This is a genomic window from Acinetobacter sp. 797_lipA (assembly GCF_058243025.1).
Map to the genome: position 1 here is coordinate 100,145 of NZ_JBZAYQ010000002.1, position 20,254 is coordinate 120,398.

Annotated in this window: 17 protein-coding genes, 4 pseudogenes and 2 other annotated features; of the genes and pseudogenes, 12 read left to right on the forward strand and 9 right to left on the reverse strand. The window is 37.1% G+C overall.

Annotation, left to right across the window (positions count from 1 at the left end):
- Positions 1–520 precede the first annotated feature (520 nt).
- Entirely contained in the window at positions 521–772 is a 252-nt protein-coding gene (locus AC4CU2_RS18005) for a hypothetical protein (RefSeq protein ID WP_004986445.1), read from the reverse strand.
- A 195-nt stretch (positions 773–967) separates the two neighbouring features.
- Between AC4CU2_RS18005 and AC4CU2_RS18010 the strand changes: the two genes are divergently transcribed.
- From AC4CU2_RS18010 to AC4CU2_RS18020, 3 genes and pseudogenes are all read left to right on the forward strand, one after another.
- Positions 968–1,189 carry a helix-turn-helix domain-containing protein gene (locus AC4CU2_RS18010; RefSeq protein ID WP_035245357.1) on the forward strand — a complete coding sequence of 74 codons (222 nt, stop codon included), beginning with the start codon at positions 968–970 and terminating at the stop codon, positions 1,187–1,189.
- 497 nt (positions 1,190–1,686) lie between these two features.
- Positions 1,687–2,906 (forward strand): IS3 family transposase gene (locus tag AC4CU2_RS18015; RefSeq protein WP_490769282.1). Its coding sequence is split into 2 segments (ribosomal slippage): positions 1,687–1,963 and positions 1,963–2,906, totalling 1,221 coding nucleotides; the frame shifts between segments, so codons are not numbered across the junction.
- Positions 1,962–2,078, forward strand: a sequence feature (AL1L pseudoknot). Its footprint overlaps the gene before it by 117 nt.
- Before the next feature lie 48 nt (positions 2,907–2,954).
- Positions 2,955–3,182 (forward strand): annotated as a pseudogene (locus AC4CU2_RS18020) (KUP/HAK/KT family potassium transporter); the annotation flags it as partial.
- 42 nt (positions 3,183–3,224) lie between these two features.
- Here AC4CU2_RS18020 and chrA read toward each other — a convergent pair.
- Positions 3,225–4,583 carry a chromate efflux transporter gene (gene chrA, locus AC4CU2_RS18025; RefSeq protein ID WP_063454758.1) on the reverse strand — a complete coding sequence of 453 codons (1,359 nt, stop codon included), beginning with the start codon at positions 4,581–4,583 and terminating at the stop codon, positions 3,225–3,227.
- 2 nt (positions 4,584–4,585) lie between these two features.
- Positions 4,586–5,506 carry a chromate resistance protein ChrB domain-containing protein gene (locus AC4CU2_RS18030; RefSeq protein WP_125275162.1) on the reverse strand — a complete coding sequence of 307 codons (921 nt, stop codon included), beginning with the start codon at positions 5,504–5,506 and terminating at the stop codon, positions 4,586–4,588.
- 190 nt (positions 5,507–5,696) lie between these two features.
- Here AC4CU2_RS18030 and AC4CU2_RS18035 point away from each other — a divergent pair, with 190 nt between their 5' ends.
- Positions 5,697–6,629 (forward strand): IS5-like element ISAba12 family transposase, encoded by a 933-nt coding sequence (locus AC4CU2_RS18035; RefSeq protein WP_063454701.1) that lies wholly within the window; start codon positions 5,697–5,699, stop codon positions 6,627–6,629.
- A gap of 581 nt (positions 6,630–7,210) precedes the next feature.
- On the opposite strand, the gene AC4CU2_RS18040 is transcribed toward AC4CU2_RS18035, so the two are convergent.
- The gene (locus tag AC4CU2_RS18040) at positions 7,211–11,005 is read right to left on the reverse strand and encodes a hypothetical protein (protein WP_490769283.1); all 3,795 of its coding nucleotides are present in this window, start codon (positions 11,003–11,005) and stop codon (positions 7,211–7,213) included.
- A gap of 265 nt (positions 11,006–11,270) precedes the next feature.
- Positions 11,271–11,999: a Qat anti-phage system TatD family nuclease QatD gene (gene qatD, locus AC4CU2_RS18045; protein ID WP_151707590.1), complete on the reverse strand. Its 729-nt coding sequence runs from the start codon at positions 11,997–11,999 to the stop codon at positions 11,271–11,273.
- A 124-nt stretch (positions 12,000–12,123) separates the two neighbouring features.
- Between qatD and AC4CU2_RS18050 the strand changes: the two are divergent.
- From AC4CU2_RS18050 to AC4CU2_RS18080, 7 genes and pseudogenes are all read left to right on the forward strand, one after another.
- Positions 12,124–12,462, forward strand: a pseudogene (locus tag AC4CU2_RS18050) (ISNCY family transposase); the annotation flags it as partial.
- A 580-nt stretch (positions 12,463–13,042) separates the two neighbouring features.
- On the forward strand, positions 13,043–13,273 hold the full coding sequence (locus AC4CU2_RS18055; RefSeq protein ID WP_000401521.1) for an antitoxin: 231 nt from the start codon (positions 13,043–13,045) through the stop codon (positions 13,271–13,273).
- Positions 13,270–13,665, forward strand: a complete 396-nt coding sequence (gene vapC / locus AC4CU2_RS18060) for a type II toxin-antitoxin system tRNA(fMet)-specific endonuclease VapC (protein ID WP_000639719.1) — start codon at positions 13,270–13,272, stop codon at positions 13,663–13,665. Before AC4CU2_RS18055 ends, vapC begins: the two co-directional genes overlap by 4 nt.
- 160 nt (positions 13,666–13,825) lie before the next feature.
- Complete coding sequence (locus tag AC4CU2_RS18065; RefSeq protein WP_490769284.1) at positions 13,826–14,257, forward strand: DUF6392 family protein; 432 nt, start codon at positions 13,826–13,828, stop codon at positions 14,255–14,257.
- Positions 14,258–14,615: 358 nt separating this feature from the next.
- Positions 14,616–14,693 (forward strand): hypothetical protein, encoded by a 78-nt coding sequence (locus tag AC4CU2_RS18070; RefSeq protein ID WP_261484713.1) that lies wholly within the window; start codon positions 14,616–14,618, stop codon positions 14,691–14,693.
- A gap of 35 nt (positions 14,694–14,728) precedes the next feature.
- A pseudogene (locus AC4CU2_RS18075) lies at positions 14,729–15,154 on the forward strand (IS5 family transposase); the annotation flags it as partial.
- Between the two features lie 96 nt (positions 15,155–15,250).
- Positions 15,251–15,388, forward strand: a complete 138-nt coding sequence (locus AC4CU2_RS18080) for a hypothetical protein (RefSeq protein WP_004637095.1) — start codon at positions 15,251–15,253, stop codon at positions 15,386–15,388.
- Between the two features lie 111 nt (positions 15,389–15,499).
- Here the strand turns inward: AC4CU2_RS18080 and AC4CU2_RS18085 are convergent, their stop codons facing one another.
- Together AC4CU2_RS18085 and AC4CU2_RS18090 are read right to left on the reverse strand one after the other, a co-directional pair.
- Positions 15,500–17,224, reverse strand: a complete 1,725-nt coding sequence (locus AC4CU2_RS18085; protein WP_490769285.1) for a bifunctional protein-serine/threonine kinase/phosphatase — start codon at positions 17,222–17,224, stop codon at positions 15,500–15,502.
- A gap of 51 nt (positions 17,225–17,275) precedes the next feature.
- Positions 17,276–18,085, reverse strand: a complete 810-nt coding sequence (locus tag AC4CU2_RS18090) for a formate/nitrite transporter family protein (protein ID WP_000323725.1) — start codon at positions 18,083–18,085, stop codon at positions 17,276–17,278.
- A gap of 284 nt (positions 18,086–18,369) precedes the next feature.
- On the opposite strand from AC4CU2_RS18090, the gene cynS reads away from it, so the two are divergent.
- Positions 18,370–18,819, forward strand: a complete 450-nt coding sequence (gene cynS, locus AC4CU2_RS18095) for a cyanase (RefSeq protein ID WP_000628076.1) — start codon at positions 18,370–18,372, stop codon at positions 18,817–18,819.
- Between the two features lie 79 nt (positions 18,820–18,898).
- Here the strand turns inward: cynS and AC4CU2_RS18100 are convergent.
- Positions 18,899–19,006, reverse strand: a pseudogene (locus AC4CU2_RS18100) (metallophosphoesterase); the annotation flags it as partial.
- Between the two features lie 49 nt (positions 19,007–19,055).
- A protein-coding gene (locus AC4CU2_RS18105; RefSeq protein WP_490769286.1) for an IS3 family transposase occupies positions 19,056–20,254 on the reverse strand; the annotation gives its coding sequence in 2 pieces (ribosomal slippage) (positions 19,056–20,014 and positions 20,014–20,254; 1,200 coding nt annotated over the 2 pieces). This gene is flagged as partial in the annotation.
- Positions 19,899–20,015, reverse strand: a sequence feature (AL1L pseudoknot). It overlaps the preceding gene by 117 nt.

A 20,254-nucleotide genomic window follows, 5' to 3' on the forward strand; every position in this document is an offset into this window, starting at 1 on the left:
ATGAGTATGTATGGTTTACCAAGTTAAAACCTCCTGTTTTTTCAGCACACATCAGTCATTAAAAGGATGAATATACCCATCGAAAATTAAGAATAATCGGGAGACGTAGTGATAGTGTCTAGGATCAAGTCAGGCAATAATGCCACCCCCATGCCTTGTCGTACATAGTATAAAATAGCTTGTACATCGTTGATAGAAAAGTATAGCTCCCAATGCGGGCTCTATGATTGCAGATTGGGTTGCTACGAAATTCCATGGAGTGATTGCCTAACTTTAAGCAAGATTTCTTTTTCTTAGTTTCCTTTTTGTCCAGATTAAGCCTATAAATTCTGGACTTTTTTTATTATGTAACCTGAATCCTATTTTAAGCCAATGTTTCTATACCTCGATGGAGTACCATCCACCATACAGTCAGTGTGGAATTTCGTAAATATTAGTTAAACGTCAGCGGATTATGATCTTATTCAGAATTATCAGACTATCCGGTAATCCCCCCCTGAAAATAATTTTTAAAAACAACTTAGGCTAATTGATAAACACTATCTGGAAAGATTAAAAGAAAATATTTTTTAATTTCTGCTAATTCGTTTAAGGTAGGTTCCCTTTCAAGAAGTTGAAATGTCCAAATAAGTACAGCCTGATGATTATCATAGCAAGTATTTACTCCAAGAAAATTAGCCATTCCGTAACTTCTATTGATGTTCATTTCTTTAATTAATTGATTTCCTAAGTCACGAGCTTGCTGGCTGATCAATAATTCATTTGGCAACATGGCGGTCATCTCCACAAAATAATCTAATACAGCTTCAATCCTTACATTTAAAAAGTTATAATTTAGTTGAAATAGATGAATTATGCTTTCTATAAGTTGTAATGATCTGCTGTAGGTTAACTATAGCAGGGTATTACTCAGTCAACAACTTAAAATAACTCTTAGTAGGTTATTTTTTTGTAAATTAATTGATATATGATTACTTGCAAGTTATCCAGCCTCATGGGCGATCGAAAAATTTTAAAATTAAGTGATGTAGTACGTGCGACAGGCATCAATCGCAATACGCTCACGAGTATGTATTATGATCGTGCTGTACGTATTGAATTGCCAGTCGCCGATAAGTTATGTAAATACTTTAACTGTACGATGAATGATTTGTTTGAGTTTAAGGAAGATGTTGAAGAAAAAGATTAACCAATACTTCGTTTGATAAGTTTTCGCTACAGGTCTAATACTGAATTTTATAAAATTTCATGGAAAACAAATATTTACTTTATTATTTATATAAAGGAATCAATCGAATGATAGGGGTATTTTTCTTATAACTTAGTTGAGAACAGGGGATAATGACCCACAATAGCTGTAACTATTGTGGGTTTGTTCCATGTAATGCAATTTGCCGTACACGGAATTTAAAATGACTTCACTGCAATTCTCATCTTACGTTGCGATTGTACTTATTGCAAGATTTTGAGTATTTTTACATGATTTTCTATTTAACGATTTAAATTTATTCTTTTTACAATTTTGATAATTTTAAGTACTTGATCTTGAAGTTATAATGTTTGAGATCGAACGTTCAATGGTAATACCCCCATTTTTAATTGAATTAATGGGTAGAAAATCTAAAGCCCTTGTTATTGAAACGTACCGGGTTTGTCGGAGAGTCAATATTCTGAGAGACTATCCCGATGACAAAATTAAAATATACCCCTGAAATCAGAGAAAGAGCGGTTCAATTATTGATTGAATCTGAAAAAGATTATCCTTCTACTTGGGCAGCAATCACAGCTATTGCTCCTAAAATCGGTTGTACTCCTGAAACATTGCGTGTTTGGTATTTAAAGCACCTGGATCAACTAAATCCTGCCAAAGTACAACAGATATCTGACCAAGAAAAAATGAAGCAAATGGAACGTGAAATTAAAGAATTAAAACGTGCCAATGAAATTCTACGCAAAGCAGCCGCTTTTTTCGCCCAGGCGGAGCTCGACCGCCCACACAAATAATGGTGGATTTTATCCATAACAATAAAGATCGATATGGTGTTGAAGCGATTTGTAGAATTTTACCGATTGCAGCTTCGACCTATTATCGGGCTTTAGATCTCGTTGATAACCCAGAACATCGAGCGAAACGTGCTCTGCATGATTTACATCATGCAGAGCAAATCAAACGTATTTGGAAAGAAAGTTCAGGTCGATATGGTGTACGTAAAGTTTGGCAAAAATTGAAACGTGAGGGTTATGTTATTGCACGTTGTACAGTTGCTCGATTGATGCAAAAGCTAGGTATACAAGGTGTTTGGCGTGGTAAGAATAAACAAACTACTCGTAACCGAGATGACCAAAAACGGGCAGATGATTTAGTGAAACGTAATTTTAATGCTGATCATCCAAACCAACTATGGGTGGGTGACTTTACGTATATTCAAACTCATTCAGGCTGGGTATATACCGCATTTGTTATTGATGTGTTCTCACGAGCAATTGTTGGATGGAAAGTATCTACACGGATGAATACAGATATGGTGCTCGATGCATTGGAGCAAGCATTGCACGATCGAGGTATGCCTAAGAATGTGATTCATCATTCAGATAGAGGTGTTCAATATCTTTCTATTCGCTATACCAATCGTTTAGAAGCTGCAAATTTACGAGCATCAGTCGGTACAACTGGTGATTCATACGATAATGCTCTGGCTGAAACGGTGAATGGCTTATACAAAACAGAGGTGATTGAATATTTAAAAGCAGATTGGCAAGGTTTAGCAGATGTACAACTTGCGACATTAAATTGGGTAGATTGGTTCAACAAAAAGCGTGTACACAGTGCACTGGGTTATGTATCGCCTTTTGAGTTTGAAGCAATGTACTATGATAAGATTAACCCGTTAGGTCAGGAGGCCTAACTTAAATAAAAAAGTCTCCGACAAACCCGGTACGGTTCACCCAATTTACCTATAGAGCTTGAAGCTGTTTTTGATGCTTATCATATTGAGTTTAATCTAATGGAAATCAGCTTCTTCGTTTCACGTGAACGAATTATTTCTAAACAGAATAAGCTCTTAGATAAATGGAGAGAACAAATATTTTCGAGTATGCATAAGAATACTAGTCCTATCAGTGATTTTTACCAGATTCCATCGAATCGTGTGGTAGAGATCGGTAGTCAAATAGAAATATAAAGATATAAAAAACAGTCGAAGCTTATACTTCGACTGTTTAAATTACATAGAAAGAAAGTTAAAGCAAATTAAACCAATTAATGCTGAAGCTGCAAGGACGTACATCACTTTGAGCTGGAAATGAAATAAGCCAACCAAAGCTACAAGTGCAATTAACGCACCAACAATATCGAAAGAGCCGTTAAAACCTGTTGGCCAAAGTACATGATAAGCAAAAAATAGGGCAAGGTTAAGAATCACACCAACAACTGCGGCTGTAATAGCCGTTAACGGAGCTGTAAATTTGAGCTCATTATGTGTTGATTCGATAATTGGTGCACCAGCTAAAATAAAAACAAAGGAAAACAGGAAAGTAAACCAAGTGACTATGCTTGCTCCAATGGTGCCCGCCAAGAATAAATGATCTGAGCCTAAGAGTGCTTGATTGAATGCTCCTAAAAAGCCAACAAATGCGACCACCATAATTAAAGGGCCGGGCGTACTTTCACCTAGAGCTAAGCCATCTATCATTTGAGTCGGACTTAACCAACCGTAATAGCTTACAGCACCCTGGTAAACATAAGGCAATACTGCATAGGCACCACCAAAGGTGAGCAGGGCTGCTTTCGTAAAGAACCAAGCCATTTGGGTGTAAGTATGATCCCACCCCAGCGTTAAGCTTAGGCTCAGGATTGGAATAAACCACAGTAAACCACCAATTAGCAGAATACTGGCCAACCGTTTCCAACTAAAGATCGCATGTTCAGGTGTAGGAGTATCATCATCAATTAAAGCACGACCATAATCTTTTTTACTCTGCTGGTGTGCGTTTCCACTAGAAAATAGGCTTGGATATTTTTTACTGGTTAGATAACCAATGATTGCGGCAGAGAGCACAATTAAAGGAAAGGGTAAGTTGAAGAAAAATATAGCAATAAATGAAAGGGCTGCAATCAGCCATAAGAATTTATTTTTAAGTGATCGACTGCCGATTCGATGTGTTGCATGAAAAACAATGGCAACAACAGCAGGTTTAATACCGTAAAAGAGCCCTGCAATAATGGGTACATCACCAAATTTTACATAAACCCATGAAAGACCAATTAAAATAAATAGTGAGGGTAGTACAAAAAGAATCCCTGCAACTAAACCACCGACGGTTCTATGCATTAACCAACCGATATAAGTTGCTAATTGTTGTGCTTCAGGACCCGGTAAGAGCATACAATAGTTCAGTGCATGCAAAAATCGCTTCTCTGAAATCCACCGCTTTTGTTCAACCAGTTCTTGGTGCATGACCGCAATTTGACCTGCGGGCCCCCCAAAACTAATGAACCCCAATTTAAGCCAGAATAGGAATGCTTGCCAAAATGAAACTGACTGTATCTCTTGTTCTGGTTGTATAACAAGTTCTTGTTCCATGATTATTCTCTTGATAGGTTGGCATATAAGCCATCGAAAATGTGATTCGATAATGCAAATAATTGGTCATCGTCACTTATCTGACTTCGAATTCCTTGAATAACTTTTTCAATACCGATCGCTTCTGGAGGCTCAATTCCTCCTACATCAAGGTAATGAACAATTTCAGCGATTTTCTTTAATGCGGGTGTTTCTAGATCAAAACTATGTAAAAGAACTTCGAAGGTCACCCAATGATTGACATGACTGAAAGTTGCATCATCAAAATCGAATCCAAATGCATCTTCGGGGCAATCAGTTGGGGTTTCTAACCAAATGAATGTTGGTGAGGTATCTATAAAAGTTTTGATTAGCCATGCAGAGGCTAGACGATCAATCCAAGGTCTTTTACGTGTTGCCCAAATTCTGTTTTGATAATTACCTTTATCCAGATGTTGAATATGAGCTTGTATAGCTTTAGGTTCATTGACTTCACCGAGACGTGCAATAGTGAGTTCCAATAAGGAAAGTTCATTAAGAACTTGTACTTGAGTCTCATCTGGATAATAGTCAATGTCTACAAGTGCATCGATGCTTTTTCTTAATTTACGAATCTGTTTGAGTAGTTCTTTCTTATCATCTTTAGTTTGACGATCTCTTATTTCCGTGAGTTGTTTATAGAGGGTTTCGTACTCTTCTTTTCGACTGAAAATAGGTGCGAGTTCAAGATTTAAAGGTGGCTCTGCGTAAAACATATAAGCAGTTCCTTGTTCAGAAACAACATCATTAGCAATAGAGGTAAACTTCTCACTATGATTAATAGGGAGTATGTAGACCCCATCTCTAAGGGTCGCGGCACCACTTGCTTTCAAAGATCGCCAGACTCTCATCCGAGTGCTTGTGTTCTGTGTAGGCAGAGATGTTATGAGTAAAGAAATAGACATGTAGTATACTCAACATATTTGTAGAATATATTACTAATAAATTTTTATACTTCAAATACGAATAAATGATTTCCTATAGTAGGAAAAATATTAAGAAAATATTTATCCAGATTTCTAGGATTTATAGATGTTGAGCGGCTTTGTTGCACAAACCTATCTGTAAAGGGTTTTTCAGCGATATAATTTTCAAATGAAGAAGCCTACACACAAAATCTACCGCACAACCAATTGGCCCGCATATAACCGAGCACTCATGAGTCGCGGAAATATTGCCATTTGGTTTGATCCTGCTACGCAATGGTATGCGCCATCAAAAGGCAAACAAGGGCGAAATCAAACCTACTCTGACGCAGCCATCCAATGCTGCTTAATGATTAAATCCTTATTCCGTCTGTCTTTACGTATGGTCACTGGCTTTGTGCAAAGTCTGATTAAACTTTGCGGATTAAATTGGATAGCTCCAGATTACACCACGCTTTGTAGAAGACAAAAGCATATTGATATTGTAATCAGCTACCAAAAAAGTAGCGATGGGCTGCATCTACTCATGGACTCTACAGGCATGAAGTTTCTAGGTGAGGGCGAATGGAAACGCAAGAAACATGGACCTGAATATCGTCGCCAATGGCGTAAACTTCATATTGGTATAGATGCTAAAACCCTACAAATACGAGCAGTTCAGCTTACAACCAATAATGTCAGTGATTCACAGGTGCTTGGTGATTTACTTAATCAGATTCCACAAGATGAGCAGATTAACTCTGTTTATACCGATGGAGCTTATGACACCAAGCAATGCCGTCAGGTCATTGCAGATCGGCAAGCGCATGCGGTGATTCCACCTAGAAAAAATGCGAAACCATGGAAAGATACAAAGAGTAGCTCGCTAGAGCGAAATGAATTACTTCGAACAATTAAACGTTTAGGCAGGACACTATGGAAAAAATGGTCAGGCTATCATCGGCGAAGTTTGGTTGAAACTAAGATGCATTGCATCAAATTATTAGGAGATAAACTCAGCGCAAGGAGTTTTGATAGCCAAGTGAATGAAATCCATGCACGTGTAGCAGTCCTTAACAGATTTACGGAATTAGGTCGACCACTTACCCAAGTTACGCCTTAAATTTAGCTCAATTAGGGGCGCTTTGCATTTCAAATCTTTGTGCAACAAAGCCTCTATGAACTAAATATAACATACAACTAATTTAACATAATCTATATTATACGCAATCTAAGTGTAACTCCAAAATAGAAATGTCTATATTCTCGTTGAACGACACATCAGGTGTCATAAACGACACAACACCTGTCATGGAACGACATGACAGGTGTCATTTAAATTTAGACTTATAGCCGCTGAATGACAGATAATGCGAGATTTTTGACACATATTTCGAGATTGTTACATTAATGTGAAATCATTCATTAATGCTATCAACAGAAATAAAAAAAGGAGCTTCATGTGATCTTTCTAGTTGAAAGTGTATAAGTTGAAGAAGCAAAAAAATCAGCAAGCTTATCAGTGGCTTGCTGATTTTTTATTTATGTATATAAATAAGCTATATTGGAAATATTTATTAATCTCATAAAGAAATTAAAGAATTTCTATCTCATTTTTGGACAATTTCGTATTACGAATAGAAATAAAACAAATCCAGTTTGCATGAGAAAATGTATGGAAAAATTCAACCGCATTGAACAAGTTTATGGTTCAATACTTTTTTCACAGTAAAAGTTAATGACGACATGATAAATCGAAACGGTAATGTTACCACGTTGAAGTTCTTCTTTCCCCATCCAAAAGGTGTCTGAATCTTCACCATTTACAGTCTCAAGAACATAACCTTTTACTTTGGCAAAACCTTTGTGCTGACGTTGTTTTATGTGGTTCTTATACTTATCTAAGAGAGTGACAAAATCTTTATCGAATGCATATACGACAACAAATATCGTATTAAAGCCCTCTTGATCATACCCCGCCAACTTATCCATATGGTCATTGATATCGGTAGTACCCCATTTAAGAAGGCGAAACGCTTCAAATAACGCAATACGTCTACTTTGATTGTTATCTACTATAACGCCATCCACCTCACCATAGCTTTTACCTGAAGATGAACTACCTATTTGACTTTGATCCAAAATATGAAGTGGAGAGCTTTTTTCTCTCATGTTAAAAAGACTACAAAACCATTGATTAATTCGATCTTCGTTTGCTGGCTTACTAGAATATCCAGATGAGGATTCCTCATCTTTAACAGGTATGTAAATATTTTTACTGCGACTAAGCAATTCTTTAGAGACTGAAGAAACTATTTCAACTAAATACTCTTCAACAGTGCTGTTATTTGTTATCTTCACATATGTTTCGACATTACTACCGTTAATCAGTTTAAAGCTAGTTGCTAGTTGCTGAGTACTTCTTTGATTCCTTTCTGCAAAACGATGGATATATTGCGTAGCAGATGACTCCTTCGCTAAAGCATTCATTATAGAGTCGTTGATTTTGGCTAATTCATCTGACAGAGCTTCGTATTGACCTAGGAATTTAATATAAGCTGAAAATGCTATATCTGCTTCTTTTACGAATTTATGCTTGAGCAGTAATTCACAGTAAGGTGCAAGTAACTGAGGAAGAAATTTCTGAGCTGAGCTCAATAGTTTCCATGTTTCCCTCATTGAACTGATGTCATTAATCGTTAAGTAAGCATGCATTACTCCTGATATCCACGGTAATGGATAACTCGGGATATCAGACCATTGTGCTTTTGCCGACTGTTTTACTTCTGACAAAGCCTTTCGAATCAAAGTAATATTTGAAGCTTCATGATGGTTAGCAAGATACGCATGTAATAGCATTAGAATATGTTCTGGGTTATTAGTATCTTCGACCAATCTTTCCAAAATACGAATGCTCTTATTGGTATCTTTATCGATTAAATAGTATGCTAGATAGTAGCGTCTAAAATGTTCACATTCGTTGTAATGATTTTTCTCGTTATAGGTAAATGGAATAGGGATATCGTTAATATGAGATTGAAAATCAGGGTCGTATTCATCTTGATTAATAGCAAATAATGTAACGTCTAATTTATATTGATAACACTTTATCAATTGGCGTTTTTCAGCAAAGAGGTGATGGTGCTGATTTTTGAACCTACCTTCATTCAGCTCATGACTAGCTTGAGTGAGAACGGTCAGAGCTAGGTCAAATTCAGAAGCACTGTATGCTGATACGAATGTTTTTTCTAAGACATCTAAAGAGCTTTTATCAATATTGTCTACTGCGAGTTTTGTGATTGCTAATTTGATAAGCTCTTTTCTTGCAGGATGAATACAAGCCTCCATCAATTGGAAAAGCTGTGAGTTTGTTAGGATCTCGTCATTTGAATCAAGAAAGCTTTCGAAGTCTGAATCATCGATTTTGTTTATGTAGACACAAAAATCAGGCCATAGATCGTAAGCATTTACTCCAATAGTGTGAAATAATCCAACTCTTTCATTAGTGCCAAAGCCTAAATTGTCAACGATAGATATATTTCTTTTATGCAGTTTATTTAAATGTTGGCAAGAGTCATGATTTGCAACCGACATCAGTATTTGAAAGTAACAACTTATAGCTCTTTTCGCTTCATACGGAGAATCATTTGTGCATAGCAGAGCAGATGACCAATCAGTTTTATGTCTTTTAGAAATTGACAATATCCGTTGTACATTATCTTCAATAACTAATTTGTACCAAGGGAACTGTTTAATAAGGATTGAAGCATCTAGGTTTGATTTTTTCCCTTCAAGATTTAATATTAGATCTTGCTCTAGCTCATTAGTAATAAGGTTAATTAATTCACTTATATACACCTGAGCGGTATCAAGAGAATTCCTATCGATGAAATCATATAGCCACCATAACAAGAAATATTTGTTATTACTGAGATTAAAAATCGCTGGATTCGGATAAGCGTGTTCGCTTAAATCCACTTTTTTAATACTATCAATCATTGATAGTATTTGATTAGGCTGTTGATGCTTTAAAAAGTTGTCAAATAATGTGTAGTAACGTGAATCTTTAAAGTCATTTTTAAACAACCGTAAGTTATCAGTTAATACAAAAACAATATCAATAAAGTCTTCACTACAATGAAAGTTGTTAGAATTTGTTTCTGAATATTTTCGGGAAATAAAAATCTCTAATTCTTCTAAAATGCTGCGATTTGAAATCTGATTCGCAATGTCATTATAGAAATAGGAAAACCAAAATATTGCGAAATTACATGTATCTACTCTAGATAGGAGAAAGCAGAAATATTTAGGTAATAATCGAAATCGAAACAAATCACTAAAGAGTAGTTGTTTAAGTAAAGGGTGTTCCAAAGAAAATTCAATCAGTTCTATAAGTTTATGAGGATAAAATAGCGAATGGTTATCAATACAAATGCTTTCCTCTAAAAAATCCGAAACTAACCAACTATAAAAGTATCCAACCCTGTGGTGATAAGTTCTGCTTTCTAAATGCTCCTGTATCTGAAAAAATTCATTTTTACTAACCTGAAGTGATGAATGAGAATTAAAGGAATGCAGAGAGCTTTCTGTAATCACATTTTTTCTAGGCTGGTTTACACATTTGTCAGTATTATTCGTTGTTCCGCTCGTTGGTAAAAGGTCAATTGACATGGTTATCACTGGAGTATAGTTGCGAACAATGTCTGAAAAAAAATTACTATTTGATATTGAACGTGTTAAATCTCTAGGTACAGGTAGCTCTAGTAAATGTTTTGTCAGCTCGACTGTATAAGCTTTGTACTCTGCTTCTGAAGTCACATAATTAAGAATAGGGAGAGCACAACTACACGTTAATCGCATGATACGTAGCCATTTTCCAAAGGCTTCATTAGCGTTAGCGGAGTTGGAAAGTAACATCTGCCATAAAAAGGTACTAACTAACTGGTTAAGGTTATGCTCTCTTCCGTTAAATACATAAAAATTATCTTCTTTTTTAACATAGTTGAATAAAATGGATGTGCTAGGGAATTCTCTATCCCATATATCTTCCGACACACAGAGGTTGGTTTTTTTATATCCATCTTGACCATACTGGATATGTTGTAAAGTTCTAAGAGTTTCTATTATGGGAACTAGAGAGTCATCAACTTGCCGCTCAAGGTCGTGTTCTAAGTTACAAGTAAGCAAAAGGAAATCAGCCTCAAATGTTATAAGGCAGCATTTTTCTAAATATTCAATTTCAATGCCTTTATTAATCGGTACAAGTTCGCCATTACGTTCCCATAACTTAGTACCATCAAGAAGCCCAGTTACACAGTTTCTATCTAGAGGTTCTGTTGTAAGTGAAGAGTACATTAAAAATGTTGCTAAATCCTCAGCTTCTTTTTGTTGTTCTAAACTGTAGAATTTCTGCGAATCAGATGGGGCTCGTGTGGATAGCTCCAAAAGAGATTTAATCTTCGACCAATCCCTTGAATGCTCGACATGATTTGCAGCCATAGTACATTCTCTAAATTTAAACGAATAGATAGAAACTTATATTATTTAATTCAACTATATAGGTATATGATACACCGAAAATTCAATAAGATTCCTATCAATTATTTAGAAATTAATGCAACGGGATAAGGCACTTTACCTATGACTCTTCATGCCAAACCAAGATATTAATCAACTATTAGGAAAAGTAGGTCAAAAAAGGTTATATGTGTTTAGAATTTTGGTGGCTATTCAACCATGATTTCCTCAACATCCTTAAATTTTTCTAACTTAATAATAAGTTAGAAAAATTATTATGAATCAATCTTTCTATTTCGCTATATGGCATTTTTAAAATTTCACTTAATTGTTTGAGTGCGATTGCAACATCCCACGGCATTGCAGATACTTTATTAACTTGAGCAAATGGTCCATCCGTTTCTGTTATTAACCTATCAATAGGTATTTCCTTGACGAGCTCTATAGCACGTTTACTTTTTAACATCGCAGGTCCCACACTAAACCAACAGCCCAGACTTATTGCTCTTCTCAACTCAGTCTTATTGCCTGTAAACCAGTGTAAAATTGGCACTCCAGCTTTTGGATACTTTTCAATAAAGTTTAGAACTTCGCTAGTTGCATGACGGCTATGAATACTAAGTATTTTTCCACCAGCGTTTGTACATGCTCTTAAAATATGTTCAAAAACCATCGTTTGTATATTCCAATGATCTTTAAATTCCTTTCCACCATCCAAACCAATTTCACCAATATATCTAGTTTTAGAAATCAATCGATCAAATAATGGGAGTTCTGAATACCGCTCATGTGCAATTTGAGGATGTAGTCCTAATGCAGTCTTTATACGAGGAAAATTGATACTAAGTGCATTCGTCCCCTCCCATGCACTTGGTGTTGTAGTTACAGATAGAACATACATATTCATATTTACGATATTCTGTATAACATGAACCACATTAGGATAGAGGTCTAAATGTGCATGAAAATCAATCATACTAGACCTAAATCTCCAATAAATTTTTGCATTTCTAACAAACCTCTCTCTACAGTATCTTGATGTTTTTGCTTATCTTGATCTGGTATTAAATTAGAGCTCAAAGATGCACCAATCCACTTTGAAGTCCCTAACTCTTGCCTATTTAAAATTGCTATACGCATCGAAAACACATCATCAAAACATTTCAATTCTGGAGTATCCGGATGGCACTTTGGCCCTCATGCATGAAGGACGAAAGCTCAACTACAGCATCTTCAATAAATTGGCTGGGCTGCAGCAAAATGAGATTGTTGAGAATAAACGGTTAGGTTCAGTCCTGGCGCATATTCAACAGCAACATGAAGTATTGGAAAAACAAAATAAACGTTCCCGGGCCAAGAAAAGTATGCCGAGTCGTAAAGCTCAGAAAGCTGTTATTGAACAAAGAAATTTAAATCCTGTGCTTGACTCTTGTGGTTAAAAACAGGACATTTTAAATGGTTTATCGCATAGACATTTTAATTGGTGAATAACAGTGTTTTTAATATTACTTTAAGATCAGTATCTTATCGTTATTCATACCCTCTGGAACGTTCTCGTTCAACCGACTTGGAAACAAGTCGGTTTCTTTTTAAGCAAAACTGTAACTTTTAGCCAATAAAGTTGATCAAAAAACATTCGTTTTTGCATTTTTTCCTGATTTCTCAAGGGTCACAGTTCAGAAATAATCCCCAATTTCTGCGGACAACTCTTGGGATAAAATAGGCCAACTTTGTAAGCTAAAACTTACATGAATTTAAGATTTTTGAGGATTGGTAATCCAAAGCATTAGCCCTATGATGAATACATAAGGGAACTGGATGTTTCCAGAAAACAAGAATAAGAAAATAGCGCAAGGAATGGGCAGCACGAGATCAGTAAGACGAGCACCCCGATATGAAAAAGCCCGACAGGATGTCGGGCTTTTTTATTGCCTTATGATTTTAATTTCACTTTGACTTTACAAGATTTAATGTTAAGATATATATCAATGATATATATCTTGGTTTCGGGAGGTAATTATGGAAATTGCGAAAGTATTTCAAACTGGTCGCAGTCAGGCTGTTCGCTTGCCTAAAGCCTTTCGCTTTAATGGCACGGAAGTGGCCATCAAAAGCTTCGGTCGTGGTGTATTACTCATGCCCATCGACAATCCTTGGGATGTCATGTTAGAAGCAATAAATGAGTTTGAGGTTGGATTCCAATTGGAGCGAGCTGATCAAGGCGAACAGCTCCGTGAGGAGTTCAGATGATTTACCTCTTAGACACAAATATTTGTATCTATGTCATCAACAATAAGCCTCAACAAGTTTTTGAGCGCTTTAAGCAATATCAACTCGGCCAGCTTGCGATTTCGAGTATCACGGCATCTGAGCTGGCTTTTGGTGTAGAGAAGTCTGGATCTGAACGCAATAAACAGGCGTTAAACAAGTTTTTGTCACCTTTAGAGATTCTTCCTTACGATGAACAGGCGATTTGGCATTACGCCAAATTACGCCAGAATCTTCAATCTACAGGTAAACCGATTGGCAGCTTAGATATGCTGATCGCTGCTCATGCTTTGGCATTGGATGTTGTATTAGTTACGAACAATACAAAAGAATTTGAACGAATTGATGGTCTGAAGCTAGAGAATTGGGTCTAATCGCTATATCTAGCCCGCCCTATGCAGGGCTAGAATTCGTATAAGAGATTTATGTTAAATGGATACAGCTTTTGAAAATTTTAACTTTGAATCAGAGATTTCATTTTTAATATGATAAAAACCAAAGGATAAAGAAAATTTTGATTTAGGTATGTCATAAGTGAATTTTTCAGGTGATGTAGAGGTTTTTTTATCTTGTCTTGGAACTAAAGAGTCAAGTTCAGATATTTTGAAAGCAGTTATTCTTGTTGCAAGTGAGTTTGACTCATTAGAGACTAATTTTGGTGGAGAAAAGCTATCCTATTGGCAATTTTTTAAGAGAGGTATTACGTTCAGGTTTAATGAACATCAGATACTAGATACCATTTTCATCTACGTCAAAGAGAATGAAGAATATTACCCATACCCATTTTTAGAAAATCTGATCACAGGTATTAATCACAAAAGTACGATGCAATCTGTAGCTAATTTATTTGGAACCCCCGAAAGAGAAAGTAACAGTTGGCTTAAATACAAAATATTTGATAATTATTTACATTTTGAGTTTTATAATTCATTAGAATTGAAACAAATTACAATGGGACAATATTAATACCATGTTATTAATTTTTATGTATTTTTTTAAATTTAAACCCTAGATTTGAGTCTAGGATTTTTTAATTTCGTAAAACCGCCATTATGTTAAATTTAGAACATGTTACTTTAAGTTCATAGAGGCTTTGTTGCACAAACCTATCTGTAAAGGCTTTTTCAGCGATATAATTTTCAAATGAAGAAGCCTACACATAAAATCTACCGCACAACCAATTGGCCCGCATATAACCGAGCACTCGTTCATCGCGGAAATATTGCCATTTGGTTTGATCCTGCTACGCAATGGTATGCTCCATCAAAAGGCAAAATAAGGGCGAAATCAAACCTACTCCGATGCAGCCATCCAATGCTGCTTAATGATTAAATCCTTACTCCGTCTGTCTTTACGTATGGTCACTGGCTTTGTGCAAAGTCTGATTAAACTTTGCGGATGAGCAGCTACCAATATCAGTGATATTCGTACACCACGCTTTGTAGAAGACAAAAGCATATTAATATTGCAATCAATTACCAAAAAAGTAGCGATGGGCTGCATCTACTCATAGACTCTACAGGCATGAAGTTTCTAGGTGAGGGCGAATGGAAACGCAAGAAATATGGACCTGAATATCGTCGCCAATGGCGTAAACTTCATATTGGCATAGATGCTAAAACTCTACAAATACGCGCTATTCAGCTTACAACCAATAATGTCAGTGATTCACAGGTGCTTGGTGATTTACTTAATCAGATTCCACAAGATGAGCAGATTGACTCTGTTTATACCGATGGAGCTTATGACACCAAGCAATGCCGTGAGGTCATTGCAGATCGGCAAGCGCATGCGGTGATTCCACCTAGAAAAAAATGCGAAACCTTGGAAAGATACAAAGAGCAGCTCGCTAGATCGAAATGAATTACTTCGAACAGTTAATCTTGGAAGCAGTGCTTCTCAGGCAGGACACTATGGAAAAAATCAGGCTATCATCGGTGAAGTTTGGTTGAAACTAAGATGCACTGCATTAAATTATTAGGAGATAAACTCAGAGCAAGGCGTTTTGATAGCCAAGTCAATGAGATTCATGCACGTGTAGCAGTCCTCAACAGATTTACGGAATTAGGTCGACCACTTACCCAAATTACGCCTTAAATTTAGCTCAATTAGGGGCGCTTTGCATTTCAAATCTTTGTGCAACAAAGCTGTTTGAATAAAAACTTATCTATGTACCTTCAATTTTAAGCATGGTTTGATCCTATCTTTTCAAATAAATGGCCATGCAATACTCAGTAAAAATAATAGCCCTAATACGGCGCAACTCATTTGCCAAAAACGTAAAGGATCTCGTTCAATGATTGCTGGTGGTTTAGAGTTTAATAATTCTTTGGAAGGATGCATTAGATTATGAATGAGTTCAGACAAGGCCTCAAAACGATGTATCGGTTCCATACTCAGCGCTTGGCCTAAAATTTTATCTAACCATATAGGTAAATCTGGCCGATATTTCCTGATGGAATGATATTGAACTTTTTTCATCTGCTTTAAACTGTTACAGCGAGCTAAATCTGTCCCATAAGGTAATTGTTTGGTGAATAAATAATAGGCCATTACCGCCAAAGAAAATTGGTCTGAATGTACAGATGGCGAATGATCAATAAAATACTCCGGTGCCATAAATGCCAAGGTTCCGAGTGCTCGATTCGCATTTTTAGGATTAATTTCGACCAGGCCTCTTACTGCCGTTGAACCATAATCAATCAGTTTAATTTTCAGGGCATTTTCTGCATTTATAACCATGATGTTTTTTGGTCGTATATCCTGATGTAGCATTTCCAGCCGGTGCATTGCATTTAAAGCCAAGGCTGTTTGTTGCAAAATTGGTAAAATCTCATCCAGATTTAAAGGCTTTTCTTGGCGATGCAGCCATTGAGCCAAGGTTTCACCCTGTAAATATTCATAACATTGGAATAAATATTTTTTCTCAGTGTTATGTGGATAACACTGCATCAGGTTGTCATGTTTCAGACGTTTCGATACCCAATCTTCGAGTTGAAACTGCTCTACGGCATTTTTATCTTGCTGTAAATCTACCCCCAAAGTTTTTATAACCAAGGGCTGCTGCTGAGTATCGTGTGCCAAATACAGGCAACTGCGATGATTTTGGTGCAAAATTTTATCAATCACATAGCCTTCAAACACTTCACCTTTACTGAGCTGTTGTGGAAATACATAATCCTGCTGAATATGAAACTGATTCAGTTCAGGCAGCTGTTCTACATGGATCACCTGGAGACTTAAGTTATCATCACTGCCCTGTTCTAAAGCTTTTTCAACGAATGCTTTGGCAAGTTGATTTAAATCTGCATCTACTAAAATTAAATCTAATAATTGTTGATCTGTGACAAATTCATAGACCCCATCCGTCATCAGTAAAAAAATATCTTTTTCTTTGAGCTCAATATTTCGATAATCAATTTCAATACGATAGTCGGCACCTAAGGCTCGGCTAAGATAATGCTCTCTTGAAGACAACCAGACACGATGATCATGGGTCAGTAATTCAATTTCATGATCGCGAATGCGGTAAATACGACTATCACCAACATGAAAAACATGGGCTTGTTGCTGTTTTAAAATCAGTGCAGATAAGGTACAGACATAACCTCGGTCTTTATCAAAACGTCCTTGACTTTGTTGAGTCTGTGCATAAAGCCATGAATTGGTCGCGCGGATCACCCGTTCTGCTGAAGTCTGTGTACTCCAGGCATCTGAAGTAGAATAATAGTCAGATAAAAAACTGCCAACGGCGGTTTCTGCTGCAAGATGACTGACATTACTGCTACCGATTCCATCCGCTATAACACAGGCAATACCTTTCTGTTTCAGCACATGTCCTTCGGGCAGATATACTCCATGGAAATCCTGGTTCTGTTGTTTAATTCCGGCAGTAGAATATTGCCCAATACTGACTTTTAATGTTTTTTTCATGCTGAAAGCTCAAAAAGGGATCTATATGATCCCTTTATAAAATGGTGAATATTAAAATTCTTTTTTAACACCAGTACGGACATGGGTTGTATAAAGTGCCAGACCTGTTAATGCCAAACCACCCACCAGATTACCTAAAGCAACCGGCAGTTCATTCCATAGGAAGTAGTCAGCAATCGAGAAGTCACCGCCCATCATCATGGCAAATGGGAACAGGAACATGTTAACGACAGAGTGCTCAAAGCCCATGGCAAAGAACAGCATAATTGGCATCCACATGGCAATGAATTTGCCACTCACCGTAGTAGACATCATCGCGCCAATGACACCTAATGACACCATCCAGTTACACAGCATGCCACGGATAAAAATAGTCATCCAGCCGGCGAATCCGTATTCGGCATAACCTAATGTCCGCTCCTCGCCAATATGCGCAATTTTCACGCCGACAGGGTTTGGATCCGCTGCAAAACCCATGGTATAAACCGCTGCCATGAGCACTGCAACGACTAAACAGCCTGTAAAGTTCCCTACAAACACCAAGCCCCAGTTTTTTAGAATACGTCCCCATGTCACCCCTGGGCGTTTATCTAGCCATGCCAGCGGCGTAAGTACAAATACCCCAGTTAACAGGTCATAGCCCAATAAATACAACATACAAAAACCAACTGGAAACAGGAGCGCACCAATTAGTGCTGATCCTGTTTGCACGGCTATGGTAATGGCAAATACTGCTGCCAGTGCCAAAATCGCACCTGCCATAAAGGCACGAATCAATACATCACGGGTTGCCATATGTAATTTGGATTCACCCGCATCTACCACTTTTTTTGCAAACTCTGCAGGAGCAAGATATGCCATGTCATCGTCCTCATTTTTAATATCTGGACCTGTTTTTAAACAAAAAGACGCCTAAGGTCTTTGAAACCTTAGGCGTCGTTGCCTTAAATATCAGAACAGGTAATTTTGTTATGGCGCCATTGCCATGCTTGTTATAAATAAAGCAAAAGCTGTACCATAAATTATTTAAAAATCATTCAATTTTTTACGCTCTATTTAAAGCTAATTTCGTCCTCTAGTTGGCATGAGAACTGCATTAATGAAAATTCACATAAATGTATTTCAAAAATAATCTGGAGATTTTTATGATTACCCATCGTCAACAAGTAACTGACATGATCATTTCAGCGAAAGTTTTAAAGTCAATTAAATGGGCAGATGTCGCCAAAGAAATTGGTCTTTCTAAAGAATGGGTAACGGCTGCCTGCCTGGGACAAATGGCATTTAATAAACAGCAGGCAGAGAAAATTGGTCAGATTTTTGACCTTAGTGATGAGGCAGTAGCATGGCTGCAAATTGTACCTTACAAAGGCTCTTTACCGACCAGTGTGCCTACGGACCCTTTAATTTACCGCTGGTATGAAGTTGTAAATGTATATGGTTCGACTATTAAAGAGCTGATCCATGAAGAATTCGGTGATGGCATTATGAGCGCAATCGACTTCAGCATGGATATTCAGCGTGAGGAAAACCCGAACGGTGACCGGGTAAATGTCGTATTGTCTGGCAAGTTTTTACCTTATAAAACCTATTAATTTATCGTTTTATAAAGCCACCATATTGATGGCTTTTCATTTCTTCGTAAGGAGATCTTTTATATCACCGTCTTTATCCTTATTTAATTTTGACTATACACAGCTTCTGGGTATAAGAGGAACCGACATCAATATAGTGACAGTTATCAATCTGGGTATGTTTTTTCACAATGGTATGCCCTAAATAGGTTTTGAACTGAACCGTACCGGGTTTGTCGGAGACTTTTTTATTTAAGTTAGGCCACCTGACCTAACGGGTTAATCTTATCATAGTACATTGCTTCAAACTCAAAAGGCGATACATAACCCAGTGCACTGTGTACACGCTTTTTATTGAACCAATCTACCCAATTTAATGTCGCAAGTTGTACATCCGCTAAACCTTGCCAATCTGCTTTTAAATATTCAATCACCTCTGTTTTGTATAAGCCATTCACCGTTTCAGCCAAAGCATTATCGTATGAATCACCCGTTGTACCGACTGATGCTCGTAAATTTGCTGCTTCTAAACGATTGGTATAGCGAATCGAAAGATATTGCACACCCCTGTCGGAATGATGAATCACATTCTTAGGCATGCCTCGATCGTGCAATGCTTGCTCCAATGCATCGAGCACCATATCTGTATTCATCCGTGTAGATACTTTCCATCCAACAATTGCTCGTGAGAACACATCAATAACAAATGCGGTATATACCCAGCCTGAATGAGTTTGAATATACGTAAAGTCACCCACCCATAGTTGGTTTGGATGATCAGCATTAAAATTACGTTTCACTAAATCATCTGCCCGTTTTTGGTCATCTCGGCTACGGGTGGTTTGTTTATTCTTACCTCGCCAAACACCTTGTATACCTAGCTTTTTCATTAATCGAGCAACAGTACAGCGTGCAATAATATAGCCTTCACGTTTCAGTTTTTGCCAGACTTTACGTACACCATACCGACCTGAACTTTCCTTCCAAATTCGTTTAATCTCCTCAGCATGATGCAAGTCATGTAAATCTCGCTTTGCTCGATGTTCCCTTGCGAAGCAATGCTTCTCATCGCAGAGATCTAGAGTCCGGTAATAGGTTGAAGCTGCGATCGGTAAAATCCTACAAATCGCATCAACACCATATAAGTCTTTATTGTTATGGATGAAATCCACCATTATTTGTGTGGGCGGTCGAGCTCCGCCTGGGCGAAAAAAGCGGCTGCTTTACGTAGAATTTCATTGGCACGCTTTAATTCTTTAATTTCACGTTCCATTTGCTTCATTTTTTCTTGATCATATATCTGTTGTACTTTAATAGGATTTTGCTGATCTAAATGCTTTTGATGCCAGGCACGAAGTGTTTCAGGAGTACAACCTATCTTGGGAGCAATAGCGGTGATCGCAGCCCAAGTAGAAGGATAATCTTTTTCAGATTCAATCAATAATTGAACCGCTCT

Excerpts from the sequence above, each read along its gene's own strand:
- AC4CU2_RS18040 (WP_490769283.1), bottom strand. The coding sequence starts at position 11,005 with ATGGCTGCAAATCATGTCGAGCATTCAAGGGATTGGTCGAAGATTAAA.
- AC4CU2_RS18085 (WP_490769285.1), bottom strand. The coding sequence starts at position 17,224 with ATGAAAAAAACATTAAAAGTCAGTATTGGGCAATATTCTACTGCCGGA.
- chrA (WP_063454758.1), bottom strand. The coding sequence starts at position 4,583 with ATGGAACAAGAACTTGTTATACAACCAGAACAAGAGATACAGTCAGTT.
- AC4CU2_RS18005 (WP_004986445.1), bottom strand. The coding sequence starts at position 772 with ATGTTGCCAAATGAATTATTGATCAGCCAGCAAGCTCGTGACTTAGGA.
- AC4CU2_RS18030 (WP_125275162.1), bottom strand. The coding sequence starts at position 5,506 with ATGTCTATTTCTTTACTCATAACATCTCTGCCTACACAGAACACAAGC.
- cynS (WP_000628076.1), top strand. The coding sequence starts at position 18,370 with ATGATTACCCATCGTCAACAAGTAACTGACATGATCATTTCAGCGAAA.
- qatD (WP_151707590.1), bottom strand. The coding sequence starts at position 11,999 with ATGATTGATTTTCATGCACATTTAGACCTCTATCCTAATGTGGTTCAT.
- AC4CU2_RS18090 (WP_000323725.1), bottom strand. The coding sequence starts at position 18,085 with ATGGCATATCTTGCTCCTGCAGAGTTTGCAAAAAAAGTGGTAGATGCG.
- AC4CU2_RS18010 (WP_035245357.1), top strand. The coding sequence starts at position 968 with ATGATTACTTGCAAGTTATCCAGCCTCATGGGCGATCGAAAAATTTTA.
- AC4CU2_RS18035 (WP_063454701.1), top strand. The coding sequence starts at position 5,697 with ATGAAGAAGCCTACACACAAAATCTACCGCACAACCAATTGGCCCGCA.
- AC4CU2_RS18055 (WP_000401521.1), top strand. The coding sequence starts at position 13,043 with ATGGAAATTGCGAAAGTATTTCAAACTGGTCGCAGTCAGGCTGTTCGC.
- vapC (WP_000639719.1), top strand. The coding sequence starts at position 13,270 with ATGATTTACCTCTTAGACACAAATATTTGTATCTATGTCATCAACAAT.
- AC4CU2_RS18080 (WP_004637095.1), top strand. The coding sequence starts at position 15,251 with ATGCACTGCATTAAATTATTAGGAGATAAACTCAGAGCAAGGCGTTTT.
- AC4CU2_RS18070 (WP_261484713.1), top strand. The coding sequence starts at position 14,616 with ATGATTAAATCCTTACTCCGTCTGTCTTTACGTATGGTCACTGGCTTT.